This window comes from uncultured Maribacter sp. (assembly GCF_963975365.1).
Classification (GTDB): domain Bacteria; phylum Bacteroidota; class Bacteroidia; order Flavobacteriales; family Flavobacteriaceae; genus Maribacter.
The window spans coordinates 57,557-76,119 of the sequence record NZ_CAXBGF010000008.1 but is presented as its reverse complement, the minus strand read 5'-3'; the positions used below and the strand labels follow the sequence as shown (position 1 = coordinate 76,119).

16 protein-coding genes are annotated in these 18,563 nt (G+C 33.8%); 6 read left to right on the top strand and 10 right to left on the bottom strand.

Going from position 1 to position 18,563, the window contains the following annotated elements; genetic code table 11:
* The first annotated feature begins 95 nt into the window (after positions 1-95).
* Complete coding sequence (locus AACZ49_RS10905) at positions 96-269, top strand: hypothetical protein (protein ID WP_091609002.1); 174 nt, start codon at positions 96-98, stop codon at positions 267-269.
* A gap of 51 nt (positions 270-320) precedes the next feature.
* On the opposite strand, the gene AACZ49_RS10900 is transcribed toward AACZ49_RS10905, so the two are convergent.
* From AACZ49_RS10900 to AACZ49_RS10870, 7 genes are all read right to left on the bottom strand, one after another.
* A complete protein-coding gene (locus AACZ49_RS10900; RefSeq protein WP_339654533.1) occupies positions 321-2,837 on the bottom strand; it encodes an outer membrane beta-barrel family protein in 2,517 nt (838 codons plus the stop codon).
* Complete coding sequence (locus AACZ49_RS10895; RefSeq protein WP_339654530.1) at positions 2,838-3,359, bottom strand: hypothetical protein; 522 nt, start codon at positions 3,357-3,359, stop codon at positions 2,838-2,840.
* Positions 3,360-3,440: 81 nt separating this feature from the next.
* Positions 3,441-3,785, bottom strand: a complete 345-nt coding sequence (gene arsC / locus AACZ49_RS10890) for an arsenate reductase (glutaredoxin) (protein WP_339654528.1) — start codon at positions 3,783-3,785, stop codon at positions 3,441-3,443.
* 67 nt (positions 3,786-3,852) lie between these two features.
* Positions 3,853-4,954 (bottom strand): peptide chain release factor 2 gene (gene prfB, locus AACZ49_RS10885; protein WP_339654525.1). Its coding sequence is split into 2 segments (ribosomal slippage): positions 3,853-4,887 and positions 4,889-4,954, totalling 1,101 coding nucleotides; the frame shifts between segments, so codons are not numbered across the junction.
* Positions 4,955-5,007: 53 nt separating this feature from the next.
* Positions 5,008-5,862: a transglutaminase family protein gene (locus AACZ49_RS10880; RefSeq protein ID WP_339654522.1), complete on the bottom strand. Its 855-nt coding sequence runs from the start codon at positions 5,860-5,862 to the stop codon at positions 5,008-5,010.
* Positions 5,863-5,891: 29 nt separating this feature from the next.
* Positions 5,892-6,839, bottom strand: coding sequence for an alpha-E domain-containing protein (locus AACZ49_RS10875; RefSeq protein ID WP_339654521.1), 948 nt, complete (start codon positions 6,837-6,839; stop codon positions 5,892-5,894).
* A gap of 9 nt (positions 6,840-6,848) precedes the next feature.
* On the bottom strand, positions 6,849-8,312 hold the full coding sequence (locus tag AACZ49_RS10870) for a circularly permuted type 2 ATP-grasp protein (protein ID WP_339654520.1): 1,464 nt from the start codon (positions 8,310-8,312) through the stop codon (positions 6,849-6,851).
* A 196-nt stretch (positions 8,313-8,508) separates the two neighbouring features.
* On the opposite strand from AACZ49_RS10870, the gene AACZ49_RS10865 reads away from it, so the two are divergent.
* Both AACZ49_RS10865 and AACZ49_RS10860 read left to right on the top strand, forming a co-directional pair.
* Entirely contained in the window at positions 8,509-10,914 is a 2,406-nt protein-coding gene (locus tag AACZ49_RS10865; RefSeq protein ID WP_339654519.1) for a zinc-dependent metalloprotease, read from the top strand.
* A 20-nt stretch (positions 10,915-10,934) separates the two neighbouring features.
* Positions 10,935-11,957, top strand: a complete 1,023-nt coding sequence (locus AACZ49_RS10860) for a GntG family PLP-dependent aldolase (protein ID WP_339654516.1) — start codon at positions 10,935-10,937, stop codon at positions 11,955-11,957.
* Here the strand turns inward: AACZ49_RS10860 and AACZ49_RS10855 are convergent.
* Both AACZ49_RS10855 and AACZ49_RS10850 read right to left on the bottom strand, forming a co-directional pair.
* Entirely contained in the window at positions 11,943-12,272 is a 330-nt protein-coding gene (locus AACZ49_RS10855) for a YegP family protein (RefSeq protein ID WP_339654514.1), read from the bottom strand. The two genes, AACZ49_RS10860 and AACZ49_RS10855, sit on opposite strands and share 15 nt — an antisense overlap.
* Positions 12,273-12,336: 64 nt before the next feature.
* A complete protein-coding gene (locus tag AACZ49_RS10850; protein ID WP_339654512.1) occupies positions 12,337-12,663 on the bottom strand; it encodes a YbaB/EbfC family nucleoid-associated protein in 327 nt (108 codons plus the stop codon).
* 123 nt (positions 12,664-12,786) lie between these two features.
* On the opposite strand from AACZ49_RS10850, the gene AACZ49_RS10845 reads away from it, so the two are divergent.
* The 3 genes from AACZ49_RS10845 to AACZ49_RS10835 all read left to right on the top strand — a co-directional run bounded on the left by AACZ49_RS10845 (position 12,787) and on the right by AACZ49_RS10835 (position 17,337).
* Positions 12,787-14,844, top strand: a complete 2,058-nt coding sequence (locus AACZ49_RS10845) for a S9 family peptidase (RefSeq protein WP_339654511.1) — start codon at positions 12,787-12,789, stop codon at positions 14,842-14,844.
* A gap of 78 nt (positions 14,845-14,922) precedes the next feature.
* Positions 14,923-15,963: a cysteine synthase family protein gene (locus tag AACZ49_RS10840; protein ID WP_339654509.1), complete on the top strand. Its 1,041-nt coding sequence runs from the start codon at positions 14,923-14,925 to the stop codon at positions 15,961-15,963.
* 114 nt (positions 15,964-16,077) lie between these two features.
* Positions 16,078-17,337, top strand: coding sequence for an aminotransferase class I/II-fold pyridoxal phosphate-dependent enzyme (locus AACZ49_RS10835; RefSeq protein ID WP_339654506.1), 1,260 nt, complete (start codon positions 16,078-16,080; stop codon positions 17,335-17,337).
* A 63-nt stretch (positions 17,338-17,400) separates the two neighbouring features.
* Here AACZ49_RS10835 and AACZ49_RS10830 read toward each other — a convergent pair whose 3' ends face one another.
* Positions 17,401-18,522 (bottom strand): GTP cyclohydrolase, encoded by a 1,122-nt coding sequence (locus AACZ49_RS10830; protein ID WP_339654503.1) that lies wholly within the window; start codon positions 18,520-18,522, stop codon positions 17,401-17,403.
* Between the last annotated feature and the right edge of the window lie 41 nt (positions 18,523-18,563).

Below are 18,563 nucleotides of genomic sequence, written 5' to 3'. Positions count from 1 at the left end.
TGACAAGATTGTTGAGAATATTGAAATTAATTTTGCTTATCGTTTGCAAAAAATAATTCGTTTATGGTATCTTTGCAATATATAAGTAAAAGGATATGTTTGATTTTGACCAATATTTAGGATTTTTAGCTTTCTTGACCATTTTAACAATAGGTTTTTGGCTAATGATGTTTTTGTTATTATTTGTTGTTCCTTACTGGTTAGGAGGAAACATAATTGAATTGTTAAAAGAAAGACGCGACAAAAAGAAAGCCGCAAGAGAAGCATAAATAAAAAAAAGAAGCCAATTGGCTTCTTTTTTTTGTCTCTTATTTTAAGGTTTAGAATTCTTCGTCATCTCCACCGTCATTATTTCCTCTTCCTCTTCTCTCATTTTTCTTTTTCTCATTTATTCTGTAAATAAAAGCCATAGTAAATTGCCTTTGTCTCCATTGAAATTCACTATCTGATGTGAAATAAGAATCATCATTTAAGCTGTCCATTGTATCTGTAAATGATCTTCTCTTTCTTGAATTTAAAAGGTCACTAACATTAAAGGATAGTGTTCCTTTGTCTTTAAGCACATCTTTACTAAACGCTAAGTCTAAGGAAAATATTCCTTTACTCTCGGTTTGTGAGTTTTGAGATGGCCCTCTGTAGAAACCGTTTGTTTGCCAATCAATTTTACCTGGTAATGTTATTTTAGAACTGAATCTAGAGAACCAGCTTGTGTTTTTAGCACCATAGTCTATACCATTAAAAGAACCCTCGGTTTCAAATTGAAAGAAGTTGAAGCTACCATTTAAACGTAACCATTTCTCAGGATTATACATTATACCCAATTCTGCACCTATTCTTTGGTTTGTAGATAAATTAATAGGTAATGTTCGTATAATATTAATTCCATCTGAGGTAACTTGTCCCGTCTCTTCTTGAATGCGTTCAAAAGAATTGGTTTCTTTTTGTAAATATACCGATGAGGTTAATGTTAGCTTTTCCCATCTTTTTAGATAACCTAAATCGTAGGCATTTGCGAAAGCGGGATCTAAATCTGGATTACCTTGAAATATATTTGTACGACTAGATCTTGATGGAAAAGGATTTATGAAGAAACCACGAGGTCTATTTATTCTTCTATTATATCCTATACTGAAATTTTCTTTTTCGCTTAGTTCATAAATCAGGTTTAACGTTGGGAATAATCCTAAATAGTTTTTGTCGAAATCAAGTTCTATTTCACCACCTAATAATTCTTGTAGTTCTGTTAAGTCTACAGTAGCATCGACTACACCTTTTAATTGGGTGTTTTCTAATCGTAAGCCTAAGAGATATGAAAATTTACCGTACTTATTTCCGTACTGCGTATAGAGAGCATTTATATTTTGAGTGTACGTAAAGATGTTTGTAAGTCCTAAATTGGTTTCAAATTCTCCGGTATTGAGGTTTAATTGGTCTAATTGATAATCATTAGAGCTTTCTTCAAAATTACCACGATAACCTGCTTCAAACTGAGCGTCACCAATAGGTAGCACATAATCTGCTTGAAGTAAAAATTCATTCTGTAATTGTGTTTCGAAAATATTTTCACGGGCCAATAATTCGGAATCTGGAAATGTATTGTTCTCAGTTATTATAGTTGGCTGAATTTCTTTGTCGTATGAATATTGAAAATCTGCCGTTAATTTTTGACCAGCCTCGTTAATATTATTGGTGTAATTAAGGGAGACTTGATAACTTTTATCATCTTGGTTTTCCTCTTCATTTCTAAACGTATTACTGCTAATAGCCTTTTGGTTATATCTTGTAGTGCTGTTTTCTGTGATATCTTGTTCATCTGTAAAGCGACCAAAAACACTTCCTGTAATTGAAGATTTATCGGTTAAGAAATATTCCATTCCCAAATTAACATTGAAACCTTGATCGTTCCTTTTAATCTTTCTATCCTCTATAATTCTATCGAAATTGTATGGAATGGTGTCAAAATAATTATTATCAAAATAGCCATTTCCTGGGGCAGCTCTATAAAAGTAGCCAAGGGTGTTGAAGATGTTGAACTTATCCGTTCTTAAATTAAGATTAGAGGTTATGGAACTTGAGGTTGGGTAACCAACAGTAGTATTTATGGTTCCGTTAATACCTAATGTCTTTTCCTTTTTAAGAACAATGTTAAGTATACCGGCTGTACCTTCGGCATCATAACGGGCGGAAGGACTAGTAATTACCTCGACTTTCTCAATGGCATCGGCGGGTAATGATCTCAGCGCGTCAGTAGAACCAAAACCTGCCATTGCAGAAGGTTTTCCATTAATTAAGATTCTGACATTGTCATTTCCTCGTAAGGCAATGGCACCATCAATATCTACTGTTACGGATGGTATATTATTTAGAGCGTCACTAATATTGGCGCCACTAGTGGTTAAATCTTTGCCAATATTATATATCTTTTTGTCTAAGCGGACTTCAACCGTCGTCTTTTCGCCGACTACTTCTACCGCATCTAATTGGGCTACATCTAAAGCTAATTTTATGATGCCTAAATTGGTGTTTTCGGAAAGTAATTGATTTGCTTTTTTGTAAGTTTTATATGAAATATATTCAATACTAACATTGTAATTGCCTGGGTTGGTTTCTACACTGTAGTTACCATCGATATCGGTAATGCCTCCTGTTATTTTTTCGGGATTTTCTACACTTTGCAAAACTAGTGTTGCATATTCTAATGGTTCATTGGTTTCTTGGTCTAAAACCCGCCCTGTAATAAGTATAGAGCTCTTTTCCCGGTCTCCCCCCGGTCTTTGACTATTTGTGTAATTAAAAGATAGTATTAGAATTAGGAGTAATGGGAAAAGTTTTTTCATTTAATTAGTTTTAGTTTTTTTTCGTTTTTCTTTTTTATTTTTTTTCGACTTCTTTAGTGTCTTAGCAACACCTTCTTTTTGCATGGTTACAAATGCTTCATATTTTTCTAATGGTAACCCAGCTTTTAATTCTTCATCTTGCCTTTTTGTTATATTTTCATAAACCTCAAGCATTTTTTCGGGAGGTAATTTTAATATTTGAGCTTCAATACGTTCTTGTACATACTTTTTTAAAACGGAACTTAAAACAGCTTGCTCAAAATCATTTAAAGAAAGGGCTTCACTAATTCTAGGCATTTCACCATCAACTAATTGCTCAGCTGTTTTAGGTTCAGGCTCTTTTTGTGATTCCTGTGCTTGGGGTATGGCACTTCTTTGTCTACCATAACCGTAATTTCCTCTTCCTCCATAACCATAACCACCACCTCCATAACCGTACTGTGCGTATATTTCAGTACTTCCTAGCAGTATTGACAGTATTATGAAAAATCTGATACTACTGTATTTCATTGCTTTTTTCATGTGCTTTGATTATTAAATTTTAATTTGGTTTAACCGTAAATGGTTAATTATTTGTTAATACATTAAAATTAGGTGCAACCCCTAATTTAATAGTGAATCTATATTGGTTACCGGTCTACCTATTACAGCACTATTTCCATTAATAACTATGGGCCTTTCAATCAGTTTTGGAAATGCTATCATTGCATCTATTATCTCTTCATCTGATAGGGTCAAACTTTTAAATTTCTCTTTCCAAATTGCTTCAGATTTTCTAACAAGGTTTATTGGTTTTATATCTAAGCAAGTTATAATATTTTTAAGTTCATCTTTGGTAGGAACATTTTCTAAGTAATTTACAACTTCAAATTTCTTGCCAGAATTTTCTAAAACAGCAAGACTCTCCCTAGATTTTCTACATCTTGAATTGTGGTATATTTTAATCATGATAATAATGTTATTTAAAGTAAATAACTTTTCCTAAATCTCGATTTAAGAAAAGGAAAAGCTATTACTATTCTTCTTCTTTTTGCCCCATCATCATTAAAAATGCTTTTAGAAACTGATCTATATCTCCGTCCATAACATTATCAACGTTTCCTGTTTCTTCACCAGTTCTAACATCTTTTACAAGCTTATATGGATGCATTACGTAGTTTCTAATTTGAGAACCCCATTCTATTTTCATTTTAGAAGATTCAATTTCTTGTCTTGCCTCCATTTTTTTTCTCAGCTCAATCTCATATAATTGAGATTTAAGCATCTTAATTGCCGTAGCTCTATTATCATGCTGACTTCTACTGTCTGAACAAGAAATTTGAATACCAGTGGGGTGGTGTGTTAATTGTACCTTGGTTTCTACCTTATTCACATTTTGACCACCGGCACCACTTGATCTAGCCGTAGTGATAGTTATATCTGCTGGGTTGATATCTACTTCAATACTATCATCTACTAATGGATATACATATACAGAAACAAATGAGGTATGTCTTTTTGCATTACTGTCAAATGGGGAAATACGTACCAATCTATGTACGCCGTTTTCTCCTTTTAGCCAGCCAAAAGCAAATTCGCCATCAATTTCAAGTGTAACTGTTTTAATACCCGCTACATCACCCTCTTGGTAATTGAGTTCTTTAATTTTGTAGCCGTTCTTTTCTGCCCACATCATGTACATACGCATAAGCATTGCGGCCCAATCACAACTTTCAGTACCACCGGCACCTGCCGTTATTTGTAGAACTGCAGGTAGTTCATCACCTTCTTCAGATAGCATATTCTTGAATTCCATCTTTTCGAGGGTATTCAAAGCTTTTTCGTATTGTTGTTCGACTTCCTCTTCTGAAACCTCGCCCTCTTGCTGAAATTCAATTAATACTTCTAATTCGGCAATAAGATTTTCTGCCGCATTATAATCATCTACCCATTGTTTTTTGGATTGGATAAATTTCATATGCGCCTGTGCTTCCTGTGGATTGTTCCAGAAATCAGGGGACAAGGTTTTTTCTTGTTCGTTCTCTATTTCAATTAATTTGGCATCGATGTCAAAGATACCTCCTTAACGCGCCAAGGCGATCTAAAAGACCTTTGTAGTGGTCTGTACTTACGTTCATATAATTAAATTTTGGTAAAAATAATACTCTTTTGAGTAAACTGGAAAGTTATTTTACTGCTGTTGACTTTGCACTTTTACACTATATTTAGTTTTGTTTTGTCCCATAGAATAAATGATTCCTTTTAGAGGCGAACAATCTTTATAATCTTTACCATGGCACACCTTTATATGGTTTGTATTGGCCATGATATTATTGGTTGGATCAAAGCCCTTCCAACCTACTAACGGAATGTAAACTTCTGCCCATGCATGCATTTGTGAATCTCCTATGAGACCATGTTCTTGATTCAAATATCCTGAAACATAGCGTGCAGGAATTCCATTCTTTCTAGACATTGCGCAAAAGAGATGCGTGAAATCTTGACATACCCCTTGTCGGGATGCTATAACATCCCTTAAGACGGTGTCTACTTGAGTGACACCTGCTTTAAATTGAATATAATCAAAAGTCCAATTATTTAAACACTGTAAATTGTCGAAAATGGACTTTGTAGAATCAAATTCAAAGTTAGAAGATATGCCATTTGGTAATGATGTTAGTTGGGTGCTTTTTAAAAAGGCTTCAAAGTCTATTTTAAAACTTAATTCCTTTATTTTTTCATTAGCTAAAGTATCGTCCAAATCTAAGGGGAAATCAAATGGATCAATATCATCTTTTAGAAAACTGAATTGCGCTTCAAAATTTATTTTCTTGAATTTTATTTTGGGATGGACCCGAATGGTATTAAAACCAAATCCATTAATAGAGTAATCGTTATTGGCAAATAATGAATTGGAAAACTCAACATTAATTTCATGTTGAGTTTTATTTTCCATTGGGATAATTAAAAATTGCCAATAGGCATCATGAACCCAATTATCATAAGTATTTTCAGTTTTATAGGTGATTTTGTATTCATTTGGCATAGTTGTCAAAGATACCTTAAAAACAGCTCTTAATAGTTAAAAAACTCTTCATCAACTTTGTCGCTTATTTTCACTAGACTATCCAATATATTTTCGATAAAAGCTTTAATATCCTCTTCTATTTCCTCAATATACTTAAATTCATACTCTGCCCGTACCCTTCCTATTAAAAAACCGGTAGATTCTTTATTATACCTCTTTTCAGGATTTAGCATGCGTACATGTTCATTTACTTGGTTTAAAGAATTCATTACAGATCTAGGACAGTTTGGGTTCAAAATCAAAAATTCTAGGGTAGAAATACTTGTTGGAGTTTTTTTGTAGAACCTTCGCATCATATCATAAGATTCTGCGCATTTTAATAAGGTTGTCCACTCGAAGCTTTTGCTGAATTTATCACCATAACTGCCTTGGGATAATAGCGCATCGTTGTATTTTGAGTTAATCATTCGTGTTATCTGGGTTGCTCTTTCAATATTTATCCCCATCATAATGATTGCGTATACAGAATCATGAAGCAAAGTACCTCTAATTTTTCCTCGCAAAATTGCTGTCATCTCTGCAATATTACTTGTGAAATCATGAAGTCCGTTTTTGACAAAGACACCTTTTGGATAATTAAGAACAAAATGATAAAACTTATTTATAGCTTCATATAATTCAGTCGATATTAAATCACGTGCACTATTTGCATTTTCCCTAGAAAGTTTTACGGTGCTAATTATAGAAAACGGGTTCTCTGTATCTAAACCAATTTTGAAAAGTACATCTTCTTCCTTCAATATTTTGGCATCATCCTTTTCGGGATCGCCTAGCATGAATAACATAGAACGCAACACGAACTGTCTATCTTGAGATTTTACGTTTGGCGCATCTAATGATGAGAAATAATTCACGTTCAAATAACGTGCAACGTGTTCAGAACGTTCGATATAACGTCCCATCCAGAATAAATTATTGGCTACTCTTGCTAGCATATAGTTTTTTTATTTTTTTAGTACCCAGGTATCTTTAGAGCCACCTCCTTGTGAGGAGTTAACAATTAAATTACCTCTTTTTAAAGCAACTCGAGTGAGTCCACCTTTTAATACAAATTCTTTATCTTTTCCTAGAATAGTGAATGTTCTTAAATCTACATGTCGTTGTTCAAAAGATTCTGTTTCATCTATATAAGTTGGATGAACACTAAGTGACATAATTGGTTGTGCTACATATTTTCTAGGGCTTTCCTTAATTTCAAGTTTAACCTTTTCTATTTCTGCTTTGGTCAATGTATTTCCTATTGAAATTCCGTAGCCGCCTGCCTCATCGACCGGTTTAATGACTAGCTCGTGAATATGTTCTAAAACATATTTTAATTCGTCCGGTCTACTACAGTGATAGGTGTGTACGTTATTTAATATAGGTTCTTCGTTTAAATAGTACTTTATAATCTGTGGCATATACGTATATACCGCCTTATCATCTGCTACACCTGTACCAGGTGCATTTGCCAATGTCACATTACCTTTTTTGTATGCAGCGAATAAACCTGGTACACCAAGTGCAGAATCTGGCCTAAATTCTAAAGGGTCTATAAATTGATCGTCAATTCTTCTATAGATAACATCAACCTTTTCTGGACCTTTTATAGTTTTCATATAAACAAAATCGTTTTCAACGAAAAGATCACGGCCCTCTACCAATTCTACACCCATGGTTTTTGCTAGGTAAGAATGCTCATAAAAGGCAGAATTATACATTCCCGGAGTAATAACTACAACGTTGGGAAGATCTACTCCTTTCGGTTTTACTGATTCTAGAAGTTCTAATAGATTTTCAGCATAATTAGTTACCGTATGGGTTTGGTAATGATTGAAAACTCCGAATAGGGCTTTTTTAAGAGCAGTACGGTTACATATTACGTAGCTTACCCCAGACGGACATCTAATGTTATCTTCTAATACATAATATTTGCCGTCTTTATGTTTGATAACATCAGTGCCAGAAATATGATTGTATATTCCGCCAGGAGGATTAACTCCGTTCATTTGATCTAAATAATTGGCAGAAGAGGTAATTAAATCCATGGGCACTACTTTATCTTTCAATATCTTTTTTTCATGATAAATGTCCCATAGAAATAAATTCAATGCTTTACTTCTTTGTATAGATCCTCGTTCTATAATATCCCATTCATTAGGATCTATAATTCGTGGAAACAAATCAAAAGGAAAAATTTTCTCTTGAACTTCATTGTCACCATATACTTGAAAAGTAATTCCTTGATTGAAAAAAGAAGATTTTGCTTTTGAATTAAGATTTACATAATCACTTATAGAATGTTCACCATATATATCAAATAATTTTTGATATACCTCCTTAATCTTTCCTTTGTCATCATATATTTCATCATGTAATTCTGGGTTTTTTTGATAAGATGAAAAGATTTGATTTTCAATGTTCGCCATAGACATAGTTTTTCTAAAAGGTACATTATAAAATATAAATGATTGCTATCAGTTTGATATTAATCTTTAGTTTTTTTTCCTTATTCTGTAATAATATTATAGATTTTTTAACAAGAATGATATTTATAATCTTGAGTGTAAATTGGTTTTATCATTACTTAGATTTTATTTACTTTTAGTAGAAATAAAAAAGAAAATGAATAAATATTATGTGCTTCTACTGGGGTTTGCTTTTCTATGTTTTAATACAGTATCTGCTCAGTTCAGTGATAAAAAGAAAGATTTTGTTAAATACGAAGGGCTATATAATTTTTATTATGATGAAAGTCAGGATAAAATTTATCTAGAAGTAAATGAATTAAATAAAGAGTTTTTATACGTATACTCTTTAAGTAGTGGTATCGGTAGCAACGATATAGGTTTAGATCGTGGGCAATTGGGTAATGAACAAGTTGTTTTCTTTAAAAAAGCAGGCAATAAATTGCTACTTGTGCAACCGAATTTAAAATACAGAGCTATTACTGATAATATTTTAGAGCGTAAATCTGTAGAACAGGCATTTGCTAAATCCATATTATTTGGTTTTCCTATTGAAGAGGAGAATAGTGGAGTTTATATTATTGATATTAGCGATTTTTTAATGCAAGATGCCCATGGGGTTACTGAGAGATTAAAACGTTCCCAGCAAGGATCATATAGTTTAGATAAATCTAAAAGTGCATTTGCTTTAGATAGAACAAAAGCTTTCCCTAAAAATGTAGAGTTCGATGTTACGTTGACATTTAAAGGCGAACCTACAGGTAGTTATATTAAAAGCGTTACACCTAATGCAAGTTTGGTTACTGTGGCAGAACATCATTCATTTATAGAATTGCCGGATGGTAACTATGAAAAGCGAGAGTTCGATCCAAGAAGTGGTTCTTACCCATTTTCTTATTATGATTATGCTACACCTGTAGAGTCTCCGATTCTTAAACAATTTATTACAAGGCATAGATTATCAAAGAAGAATCCTGATCAAGAAATCAGTGAAGCGATAGAGCCAATAATTTACTATTTGGATAACGGAACACCAGAACCTATAAGATCTGCTCTTTTAGAAGGGGGGCGTTGGTGGAACCAAGCTTTTGAGGCCATAGGATATAAGGATGCTTTTCAATTGATTATGTTGCCAGATGAAGCAGATCCCTTGGATGTGCGTTACAATGTAATTCAATGGGTTCATCGATCTACAAGAGGGTGGAGCTATGGAAGTAGTATCACTGACCCTAGAACAGGCGAAATAATAAAAGGTCATGTTAGTTTGGGTAGTTTACGTATACGGCAAGATTTTTTAATCGCACAGGCTTTGATGAACAAGCCATTTGCTGAACGTGATGATAATTATCAGCCAATGTTAGATATCGCGATTGCGCGTATTCGTCAACTGTCTGCTCACGAAATTGGCCATACTCTTGGGTTTTCTCATAATTACGCGGCTAGTACTACAGATAAATCATCTGTTATGGATTACCCACATCCGCAATTTTCATTAGTTAATGGAGAAATAGATTTTTCTAAAGCTTATGAAACAGGTATAGGTGATTGGGACAAAGTTACCGTTGCTTATTCATATCAAAATTTTTCTAAAAATGATGAGAAAAAAGGTTTGAATGCCATTTTGGAGAAGGCGAAAACCGACGGACTTCGCTACATTACCGATCAAGATGCTCGACCTCAAGGTAGTGCTCATGTATTGGCACATTTATGGGATAATGGAGCTGAAGTTAGTAAAGAATTAGATGAAATGCTGAGAATTCGTAAAACGGCAATTAATAATTTTTCGGTTGATAATATTCAAGGCGGTACTCCCTATTCGGTTCTCGAAGATGTATTTGTACCGCTTTATTTCTATCATAGATATCAAACAGAAGGTGTAGCAAAAATAATCGGAGGCTTAGAATATAATTATGCAGTTAAAGGTGACGGACAACAAACTGTTGCTATTGCAAATAAGGCTATGCAACAGGAAGCACTAAAAAGTGTTTTGAAAACATTGGATGCTACTGAAATTGCGATACCAAAGGATAAATTGCGTTTGTTTCCTCCAAGAGCTTTTGGAACGCCAAGAACTCGAGAATCGATAAATGGAAAAACAGGTGTTTCTTTTGATGCTTTGTCGGCAGTAGAAACTGCATCTGATATGACCTTATCATTCTTATTACATCCAGAACGAGCTTCAAGGCTTATACAGCAAAAAGCAATTGAAGGAAATAATTTGGGACTAGAAGAGGTTGTCAATGAATTGATTTTAACTACAATTAATAAAAAGCATAAAGATGCCTATTTAAGTGAAGCCCAAACAACGATTAATTTTAGAGTACTATTCCATATTATGAACTTGGCAGGTCATAAAGAGGTGCATCCTCAGGTAAATGCAATTGCATCACAGAAATTAAAAGAATTGAGTTTACAATTAGCCAAAGATTCAGGAGGCAATCCAATACATGCTGAAATGATTAAAAGAATAAAAGAGTTTTATGATCATCCAGAATTGTTCAAAGTGATACCTTCGCCCAAAATTCCTGATGGATCCCCTATCGGAATGGGTTGTTTTCATTAATATAAATATACAAGGTTACAATGCAAATAAATCTTATAAGTGACACCGTAACAAAACCCACACCTGGTATGTTAGATGCTATGATGTCGGCGATTGTAGGTGATGATGTTTTTAAAGAAGATCCTACGGTAAATGCTTTAGAGGATAAAGTAGCCAAGCTTTTTGGTATGGAATCCGCTTTGTTTTTTCCAAGTGGTACAATGACAAACCAAACGGCTATTAAATTACATACACAGCCTGGTGAACAGCTTATTTGTGATAAATATGCCCATATCTATAATTATGAAGGTGGTGGTGTAAGCTTTAATAGTGGGGTTTCTTGCAGATTAGTAGATGGTAGTAGGGGCACTATGACAGCTGCTCAGGTAGAAGCGGTTATTAATCCCCCAGATTTTTATCATAGTCCGCTAACCACATTGGTGTGTGTTGAGAACACTGCCAATAAAGGCGGTGGAACATGTTGGGATTTTAAAGAACTTGAAAATATAAGAAAGGTTTGTGTCGAACACCATTTAGGATTTCATCTAGATGGTGCTCGTTTGTGGAACGCTTTGGTAGAAAAGAATGAGACGGCCTTGCAATATGGTCAATTATTCGATACTATTAGTGTATGTTTAAGCAAAGGTCTTGGCTGCCCGGTTGGATCAATTTTATTGGGCACCAGAGAGCAAATGGATAAGGCGATTCGAATTCGTAAAATTTTTGGTGGTGGAATGCGTCAATCAGGATTTTTAGCTGCTGCGGCTATTTATGCTTTAGATAATCATATTGAACGTTTAGCAGAAGATCATAAAAAAGCCGAGGAGATTGGGAAAGCATTGTCAGCAAAGTCATTTATAAAAAAGGTGGAGCCAATTGAAACTAATATTGTCATATTTGAAATAGACGAGTCTTTTATGACAAGTGATACTTTTGTGAATAAACTAAAGGAAAAAGATATTTTGATAATTGGAATGGGACAAGGGAAATTACGCATGGTAACCCATTTAGACTATACCGATGCCATGCATGATGAACTCATAAAACAATTAATGAACTTTTAAGGTTAATTCTAGGCCAGATTCAAGGCTGTTCTTAATGTTTAAAATTCCATTTTCCATACCAGCTTCAGAAGAATAAAGGCCACTCAATCCAATAATTTCGCCACCGGTATTTTTTAATTCTACCAAAAATTTACCATCTGTGTTAGTTCTTCGTTCAAATAGTTTAAAGTTAATGCCCTTGTTCTTTAGTGCTTTTAAGGAAGATTCCATTGAGTCTTTAGAAGGGAAAGGTATACTTCTTAAAAGAGTTTTACCTGTTTGTGATTTCAATAGAAAGCGGTAATTATCTTTTTTTGTCTGTTTAAATTCGATCATAGAAGAAATCTTTCTTCTAAAGATAAGAAATTCAAAAGAGAAATTTTTTACCGTTACATGTTGTTTATTTGAAAAGAGAATCCATACCAGGAATATTGGGCATTCCTTCTTTTGCAATAGCTGCTAATTCTGCTTCATTAACGTTAGTTGCGTTTTGGATAGCTTTATTAATGGTCATGATGAGGTAGTCTTCCAATTGTTCTTTATCTTCCAAAAGACTGTCATCTATTACTGTTTTTTTTATCTGTCTATTGGCTGTGATAGTTACCGATAATAGGCTATCATTTGATTTTTCTTCAATTATAACCGTGTCTAATCTTTTTTTTGTGGCTTCCACTTTTTGTTGGGTTTCTTTAAGTTTTCCCATCATTCCCATCATATCTCCGAACATAATTTAATTTTTAGATTTAGAGTGTAAAAATAATAAAAATGGAGCCCATTTTTTGTTTTTAAGTTTTCTAAAAGGGCATCTGCGAATTAGTCTTATTTTTACATGTTTATTAATTAATTAAATATGAGTCATAAGAATCCGCCAAAAGCGAAAAAAGTAAAAAAAGAATTAGTCATTCATGATGATGTTCGATTGGATAATTATTATTGGCTTAATGACAAGGAAGATGAAGAAGTTATTTCATATCTAGAGTCTGAAAATTCATACTATGAAACGCTAACGGCACATACCAAAGATTTTCAAGAGAATTTATTTCAAGAAATGAAAGGTAGAATTAAAGAGGATGATTCTTCTGTACCTTATAAATTGAATGATTATTGGTATAGTACTCGTTATGAAATAGGAGGGGAGTATCCACTTTATTCTAGATTTAAGCACAGTTTAGAAGCTATTGAGGAGATAATGTTCAATGGCAATGAAATGGCGAAGGGGCACGATTACTTTAGTCTTGGTGGTATTGCAATCAGTCCTGATAATAAATTGGCAGCTTTTGGTGTAGACACCATTTCAAGAAGACAATATACATTACAGATAAAAAATCTAGAAACTGGTGTCGTTTTAAAAGATAAAATAGAAAATACAACAGGCGATGGAGTATGGGCAAATGATAATAAGACCTTATTTTATACTAGAAAAGATCCAGTTACGCTTCGTTCCGATAAAATTTTTAAGCATAAGTTAGGTACGCCTACCTCTGAAGATGTTCTGATTTTTCATGAGGAAGATGATACATTTAGCACTTTTGTTTATAGAACAAAGTCGAAAAAATATTTTGTGATAGGTTCGTTCAGTACATTAACTTCTGAGTTTCAGATTTTACCTACCGATAACCCTGATGGGGAGTTTGTGGTTTTTTCACCAAGAAAAAGAGGTCTAGAATATACTATTTTTCATTATGCGAATTACTTCTATATTTTAACAAATAAGGATAAGGCTGAGAATTTTAAGTTAATGCGCTCTTCTGAATTAGAAACAACATCTAAGCATTGGCAGGAGTTTATTCCTCATCGCGAAGAAGTGTTATTAGAAGATATTGATATTTTTAAAGAATATTATGTGCTTTCAGAGCGTGAAAACGGACTTAATAAGATTCGCATAATTAAATGGGACGGTACAGAGGAATACTTTTTACCATTTCAAAGTGAAACTTATACAGCCTTTGTAGGTAGTAATCCTGATTTTGATACCGAAATTTTAAGGTATTCATATAATTCAATGTCAACACCAAGTTCGGTTATTGATTTTAATATGAGAACCAAAGAAAACGATGTTAAAAAAGAGCAGGAAGTACTTGGTGGTAAGTTTGATAAGGAAAACTATCTAGAACTTCGTTTGTGGGCTACAGCGCGCGATGGCGAAAAGATACCTATGTCATTAGTCTATCGAAAAGATACGGACTTAAATGAAAATACACCCGTATTACAATATGCATATGGTTCTTATGGTGCAACAATAGACCCTTATTTTTCTACCGTTCGTTTAAGTTTACTAGATCGTGGTTTTGTTTACGTCATTGCACATATAAGAGGTGGGGAGTATTTAGGGCGTAGATGGTATGATAATGGTAAACTATTGAAAAAGAAAAACACCTTTACCGATTTTATAGATTGTTCGAAATTTTTAATTGAACAGAAAATGACCAGTGCCCAGCATTTATATGCTATGGGTGGGTCGGCAGGTGGCTTGCTCATGGGAGCTATTATTAATATGCAACCCGATATTTATAAGGGTATAATTGCAGCGGTACCCTTTGTGGATGTAGTGACTACCATGCTAGATGACTCTATTCCTCTAACAACTGGTGAGTATGATGAATGGGGAAATCCGAATGAAAAAGAGTATTACGATTATATGAAGTCCTATTCGCCGTATGATAATGTTATTGAACAAGAATATCCAAATATGTTGGTAACTACTGGTTTGCATGATTCTCAAGTACAATATTTTGAGCCGGCTAAATGGGTAGCCAAATTAAGAGATTTGAAAACGGATAATCATCAATTACTTCTTAATACTAATATGGAAGCCGGCCATGGTGGTGCTTCTGGAAGGTTTGAGTCTTTACGTGAAGTAGCCAAAGAATATGCTTTTCTTTTAGATTTAGAAGGAAAAATCTCATAGTTGAAAAAAAATAGTAGATTTGCAACAGAAATTTTAACAAATTTCGTTTAAAGAAATAACCAAACATTGATCCTTCTTATGAAAAATGAGATCAGGGCTTACAACAATATTTTAGAACTAGTAGGTAATACACCACTTGTTAAGTTGAATAAAATTGCTAATGGTCTAACAGGAAGTTTTTACGCAAAAGTTGAGGCTTTTAATCCAGGTCATTCTTCTAAAGATAGAATTGCGATTCACATTATTGAGCAGGCTGAAAAAGCAGGTTTACTTACAGAAGGTAGCACTATAATTGAGACAACTTCAGGTAATACTGGTTTTAGTATTGCTATGGCAAGTATCATTAAAGGTTATGACTGCATTTTGGCTGTAAGTTCAAAGTCATCTCCAGATAAAATTGATATGCTTCGCTCTATGGGTGCGAAAGTATATGTTTGTCCTGCGCACGTAAGTGCTGATGATCCTAGATCTTATTACGAAGTTGCAAAAAGATTACATAAAGAAACAAAAGGTTCTATCTATATTAATCAGTATTTCAATAAACTGAATATGGAAGCGCATTATAAGTCTACAGGGCCTGAAATTTGGGAACAAACAGGTGGCCAAATAACCCATTTAATTGCATGTAGTGGAACAGGTGGTACTATTTCTGGTACAGCACGTTACCTTAAAGAACAAAATCCTAATATTAAAGTTATTGGTGTAGATGCTTTTGGTTCAGTTTTGAAAAAATATCATGAAACTGGAAAATTAGATACTAATGAAATTTATCCTTACCGTATTGAAGGGTTAGGGAAAAATTTGATTCCAGGAGCGACCGATTTTTCAGTTATAGATGAGTTTATAAAGGTTACTGATGCTGAAAGTGCCCATACGGCTAGAGAAATTTCTAGAACAGAAGGTATTTTTGTTGGTTATACAAGTGGTGCGGTAATGCAGGCAATTAAACAATTGAATGAATTAAATACATTCGATAAGAATAGTAATGTTGTTGCTATTTTCCCTGATCATGGTTCTCGATATATGAGTAAAATATATAGTGATCAATGGATGGAAGATCAAGGCTTCTTAAATACAAATACGGTAGAGGAAGCACAAGAGATTCAATTTATAAAATAATATGAAGTACATATTTTAGAAAAAGTGGGTTTATAGCCCACTTTTTTGCATTGTAAATAATTTATGTAACCTAATCAAAATTATTTACTTTTGCAGACAGAACTGAATTAAGCAATGAGAGACTTATTTGATAGAATTATAGAGAATAAAGGTCCTTTGGGTAAATGGGCTTCACAAGCTGAAGGATATTTCGTTTTCCCTAAATTAGAAGGCCCTATTTCTAATAGAATGAAATTTCAAGGTAAAGATGTAATCACTTGGAGTATCAATGATTATTTAGGCTTGGCAAATCTTCCTGAAGTAAAAAAGGTGGATGGTGAAGCTGCAGCAGAATATGGTGCTGCATACCCAATGGGTGCAAGAATGATGAGTGGTCATACTGAATTTCATGAACAATTAGAGCAAGAATGTGCGGCCTTTGTTGATAAGGAAGCTGCTTATTTATTAAATTTTGGTTATCAAGGTTTTATGTCTGTAATAGATGCACTTGTAACTAAAGACGATATTATTGTTTATGATGTAGATTGTCACGCTTGTATTATTGATGGTGTACGTTTACATATGGGTAAACGATTCACATTTGTTCATAACAACCCAGAAAGTCTTGAAAAGAACTTAGAGCGGGCCACCAAAATGGCAGAGCAAACCGGAGGAGGTATTTTAGTTATATCTGAAGGTGTTTTTGGAATGCGTGGAGAACAAGGTATTCTAAAAGAGATTGTTGCTTTAAAAGAGAAATTTAATTTCCGTTTATTAGTTGATGACGCTCATGGTTTTGGAACTTTAGGAAAGACAGGTGCTGGAGCAGGACAGGAGCAAGGTGTTCAAGATGGTATTGATGTTTATTTGGCAACTTTTGCTAAATCAATGGCTAGTATAGGAGCTTTCGTAGCTGCAGATCAAGGAATTATTGATTATTTGAAATATAATTTACGTTCACAAATGTTCGCTAAATCTTTACCTATGGTTTATGTGAAGGGAGCATTAAAACGTTTAGATATGTTACGTACGCAACCAGAGCTTAAAGCTAAGTTATGGGAGAACGTAAACGCACTACAAAATGGCTTAAAAGAAAACGGTTTCGATATAGGTACGACAACTAGTTGTGTTACCCCTGTATACTTAAATGGAAGTATACCTGAGGCGATGGCATTGGTGAAAGACTTACGTGAAAATCATGGTATTTTCTGTTCAATAGTAGTGTATCCAGTAATTCCAAAAGGACTTATTTTACTGCGTTTAATACCAACAGCTACACATACTTTACAAGATGTTGAAGAAACATTAACAGCTTTTTCTTCTATTCGTGAGCGTTTACAAAATGGAACGTACAAAAGACTTTCTGCTGCAGTCGCTGCGGCAATGGGAGAGTAATTTCAGTTCATTATAATTTATAAAGCCCAGATTCAAATTTGAATCTGGGCTTTTTTATTGTACTTAGCTTAGTGATTTCTTATATGTTCTTCTGCGTTTATAGATTACTGGGTCGAAATGTTTCCACATTTGTTTGATTGCTAAGTTTTCTTCAAGCTCAGGTGTTCTATAACACATGTCGATACCCTTATCGGTAAATGTTTTATGGTACTCATTGAAAATAACTGCCGTTACCCCTTTGTTTTGATATTCAGGGTCAATGCCCACCAGATAAAAGATAACATCTTTACTATTCTTTTTAGCTTTTAAAAGGTGATAAAAGCCATAGGGAAACAACTTACCCTTCGCTTTCTGTAGTGCTTCAGAAAATGAAGGCATTACAATGGCAAAAGCAATTAGTCTGTCTTCCTTGTCCTTAATGAACTTTATATATTCAGGATTAATGAAACTTATATATTTTTTCTTGAAATAAGCTTTTTGTATTTCGGTAATAGGCACGAATGATGAAAGACTGGCATAGGTTTTATTGAATAAGTCGAACATTTCGTCAGCTAAAGGCATAACCTCTTTGGTTTTTGTAAAGTTGACCTCTTTTAGTCCGTAGCGTCTTTTTATTAAGTCGTTCAGTTTTGAAAAAAGTTTCGGATCAGCATTTTTAGCTGGAAACTTATTTTCCATGTACTCCTTTTCTTTTACAAAACCTAAATTTTCATAATGGTCTTTGTAATAGGGATGGTTATACCAAGTAATCATGGTACCTATATGATCGAAACCTTCTACCAAAACACCTACTTTGTCTAAATTTGAAAAACCTACAGGGCCTTCCATATATTCTAAGCTGTGTTGATTACCAATTTCGGCCACCTTGTCTAAAAGTGCTTTTGATACTGCAGGGTCATCAACAAAATCGAACCATCCAAAACGCATTTTTTTAACATTCTGTTGATTCACCTCTAGTCGATTTATTACTGCGGAAACACGACCTACTAATTTATCGCCATCAAACGCAAGAAAAAACCAAGCATCGGCATCTTTAAAAACAGGGTTTTTATTTTTATCAAAACTTTCCAGCTCATCATTAATAATGGGTGGTACCCAATATTTGTTGTTTTTGTAAAGTGAAAAAGGAAAGGTTACAAAGCGTTTTAAGTCTTGCTTTGATTTTGCTTCATGTAGTGTAATCATTGAACTTCTTTAGAAGTATCAATATTAGGAATATTAATTAG

Bases quoted from the DNA above. Each gene is read 5' to 3' on its own strand.
- AACZ49_RS10905 (WP_091609002.1), top strand. From the start codon at position 96: ATGTTTGATTTTGACCAATATTTAGGATTTTTAGCTTTCTTGACCATT.
- AACZ49_RS10900 (WP_339654533.1), bottom strand. From the start codon at position 2,837: ATGAAAAAACTTTTCCCATTACTCCTAATTCTAATACTATCTTTTAAT.
- AACZ49_RS10895 (WP_339654530.1), bottom strand. From the start codon at position 3,359: ATGAAAAAAGCAATGAAATACAGTAGTATCAGATTTTTCATAATACTG.
- arsC (WP_339654528.1), bottom strand. From the start codon at position 3,785: ATGATTAAAATATACCACAATTCAAGATGTAGAAAATCTAGGGAGAGT.
- AACZ49_RS10880 (WP_339654522.1), bottom strand. From the start codon at position 5,862: ATGCCAAATGAATACAAAATCACCTATAAAACTGAAAATACTTATGAT.
- AACZ49_RS10875 (WP_339654521.1), bottom strand. From the start codon at position 6,839: ATGCTAGCAAGAGTAGCCAATAATTTATTCTGGATGGGACGTTATATC.
- AACZ49_RS10870 (WP_339654520.1), bottom strand. From the start codon at position 8,312: ATGGCGAACATTGAAAATCAAATCTTTTCATCTTATCAAAAAAACCCA.
- AACZ49_RS10865 (WP_339654519.1), top strand. From the start codon at position 8,509: ATGAATAAATATTATGTGCTTCTACTGGGGTTTGCTTTTCTATGTTTT.
- AACZ49_RS10860 (WP_339654516.1), top strand. From the start codon at position 10,935: ATGCAAATAAATCTTATAAGTGACACCGTAACAAAACCCACACCTGGT.
- AACZ49_RS10855 (WP_339654514.1), bottom strand. From the start codon at position 12,272: ATGATCGAATTTAAACAGACAAAAAAAGATAATTACCGCTTTCTATTG.
- AACZ49_RS10850 (WP_339654512.1), bottom strand. From the start codon at position 12,663: ATGTTCGGAGATATGATGGGAATGATGGGAAAACTTAAAGAAACCCAA.
- AACZ49_RS10845 (WP_339654511.1), top strand. From the start codon at position 12,787: ATGAGTCATAAGAATCCGCCAAAAGCGAAAAAAGTAAAAAAAGAATTA.
- AACZ49_RS10840 (WP_339654509.1), top strand. From the start codon at position 14,923: ATGAAAAATGAGATCAGGGCTTACAACAATATTTTAGAACTAGTAGGT.
- AACZ49_RS10835 (WP_339654506.1), top strand. From the start codon at position 16,078: ATGAGAGACTTATTTGATAGAATTATAGAGAATAAAGGTCCTTTGGGT.
- AACZ49_RS10830 (WP_339654503.1), bottom strand. From the start codon at position 18,522: ATGATTACACTACATGAAGCAAAATCAAAGCAAGACTTAAAACGCTTT.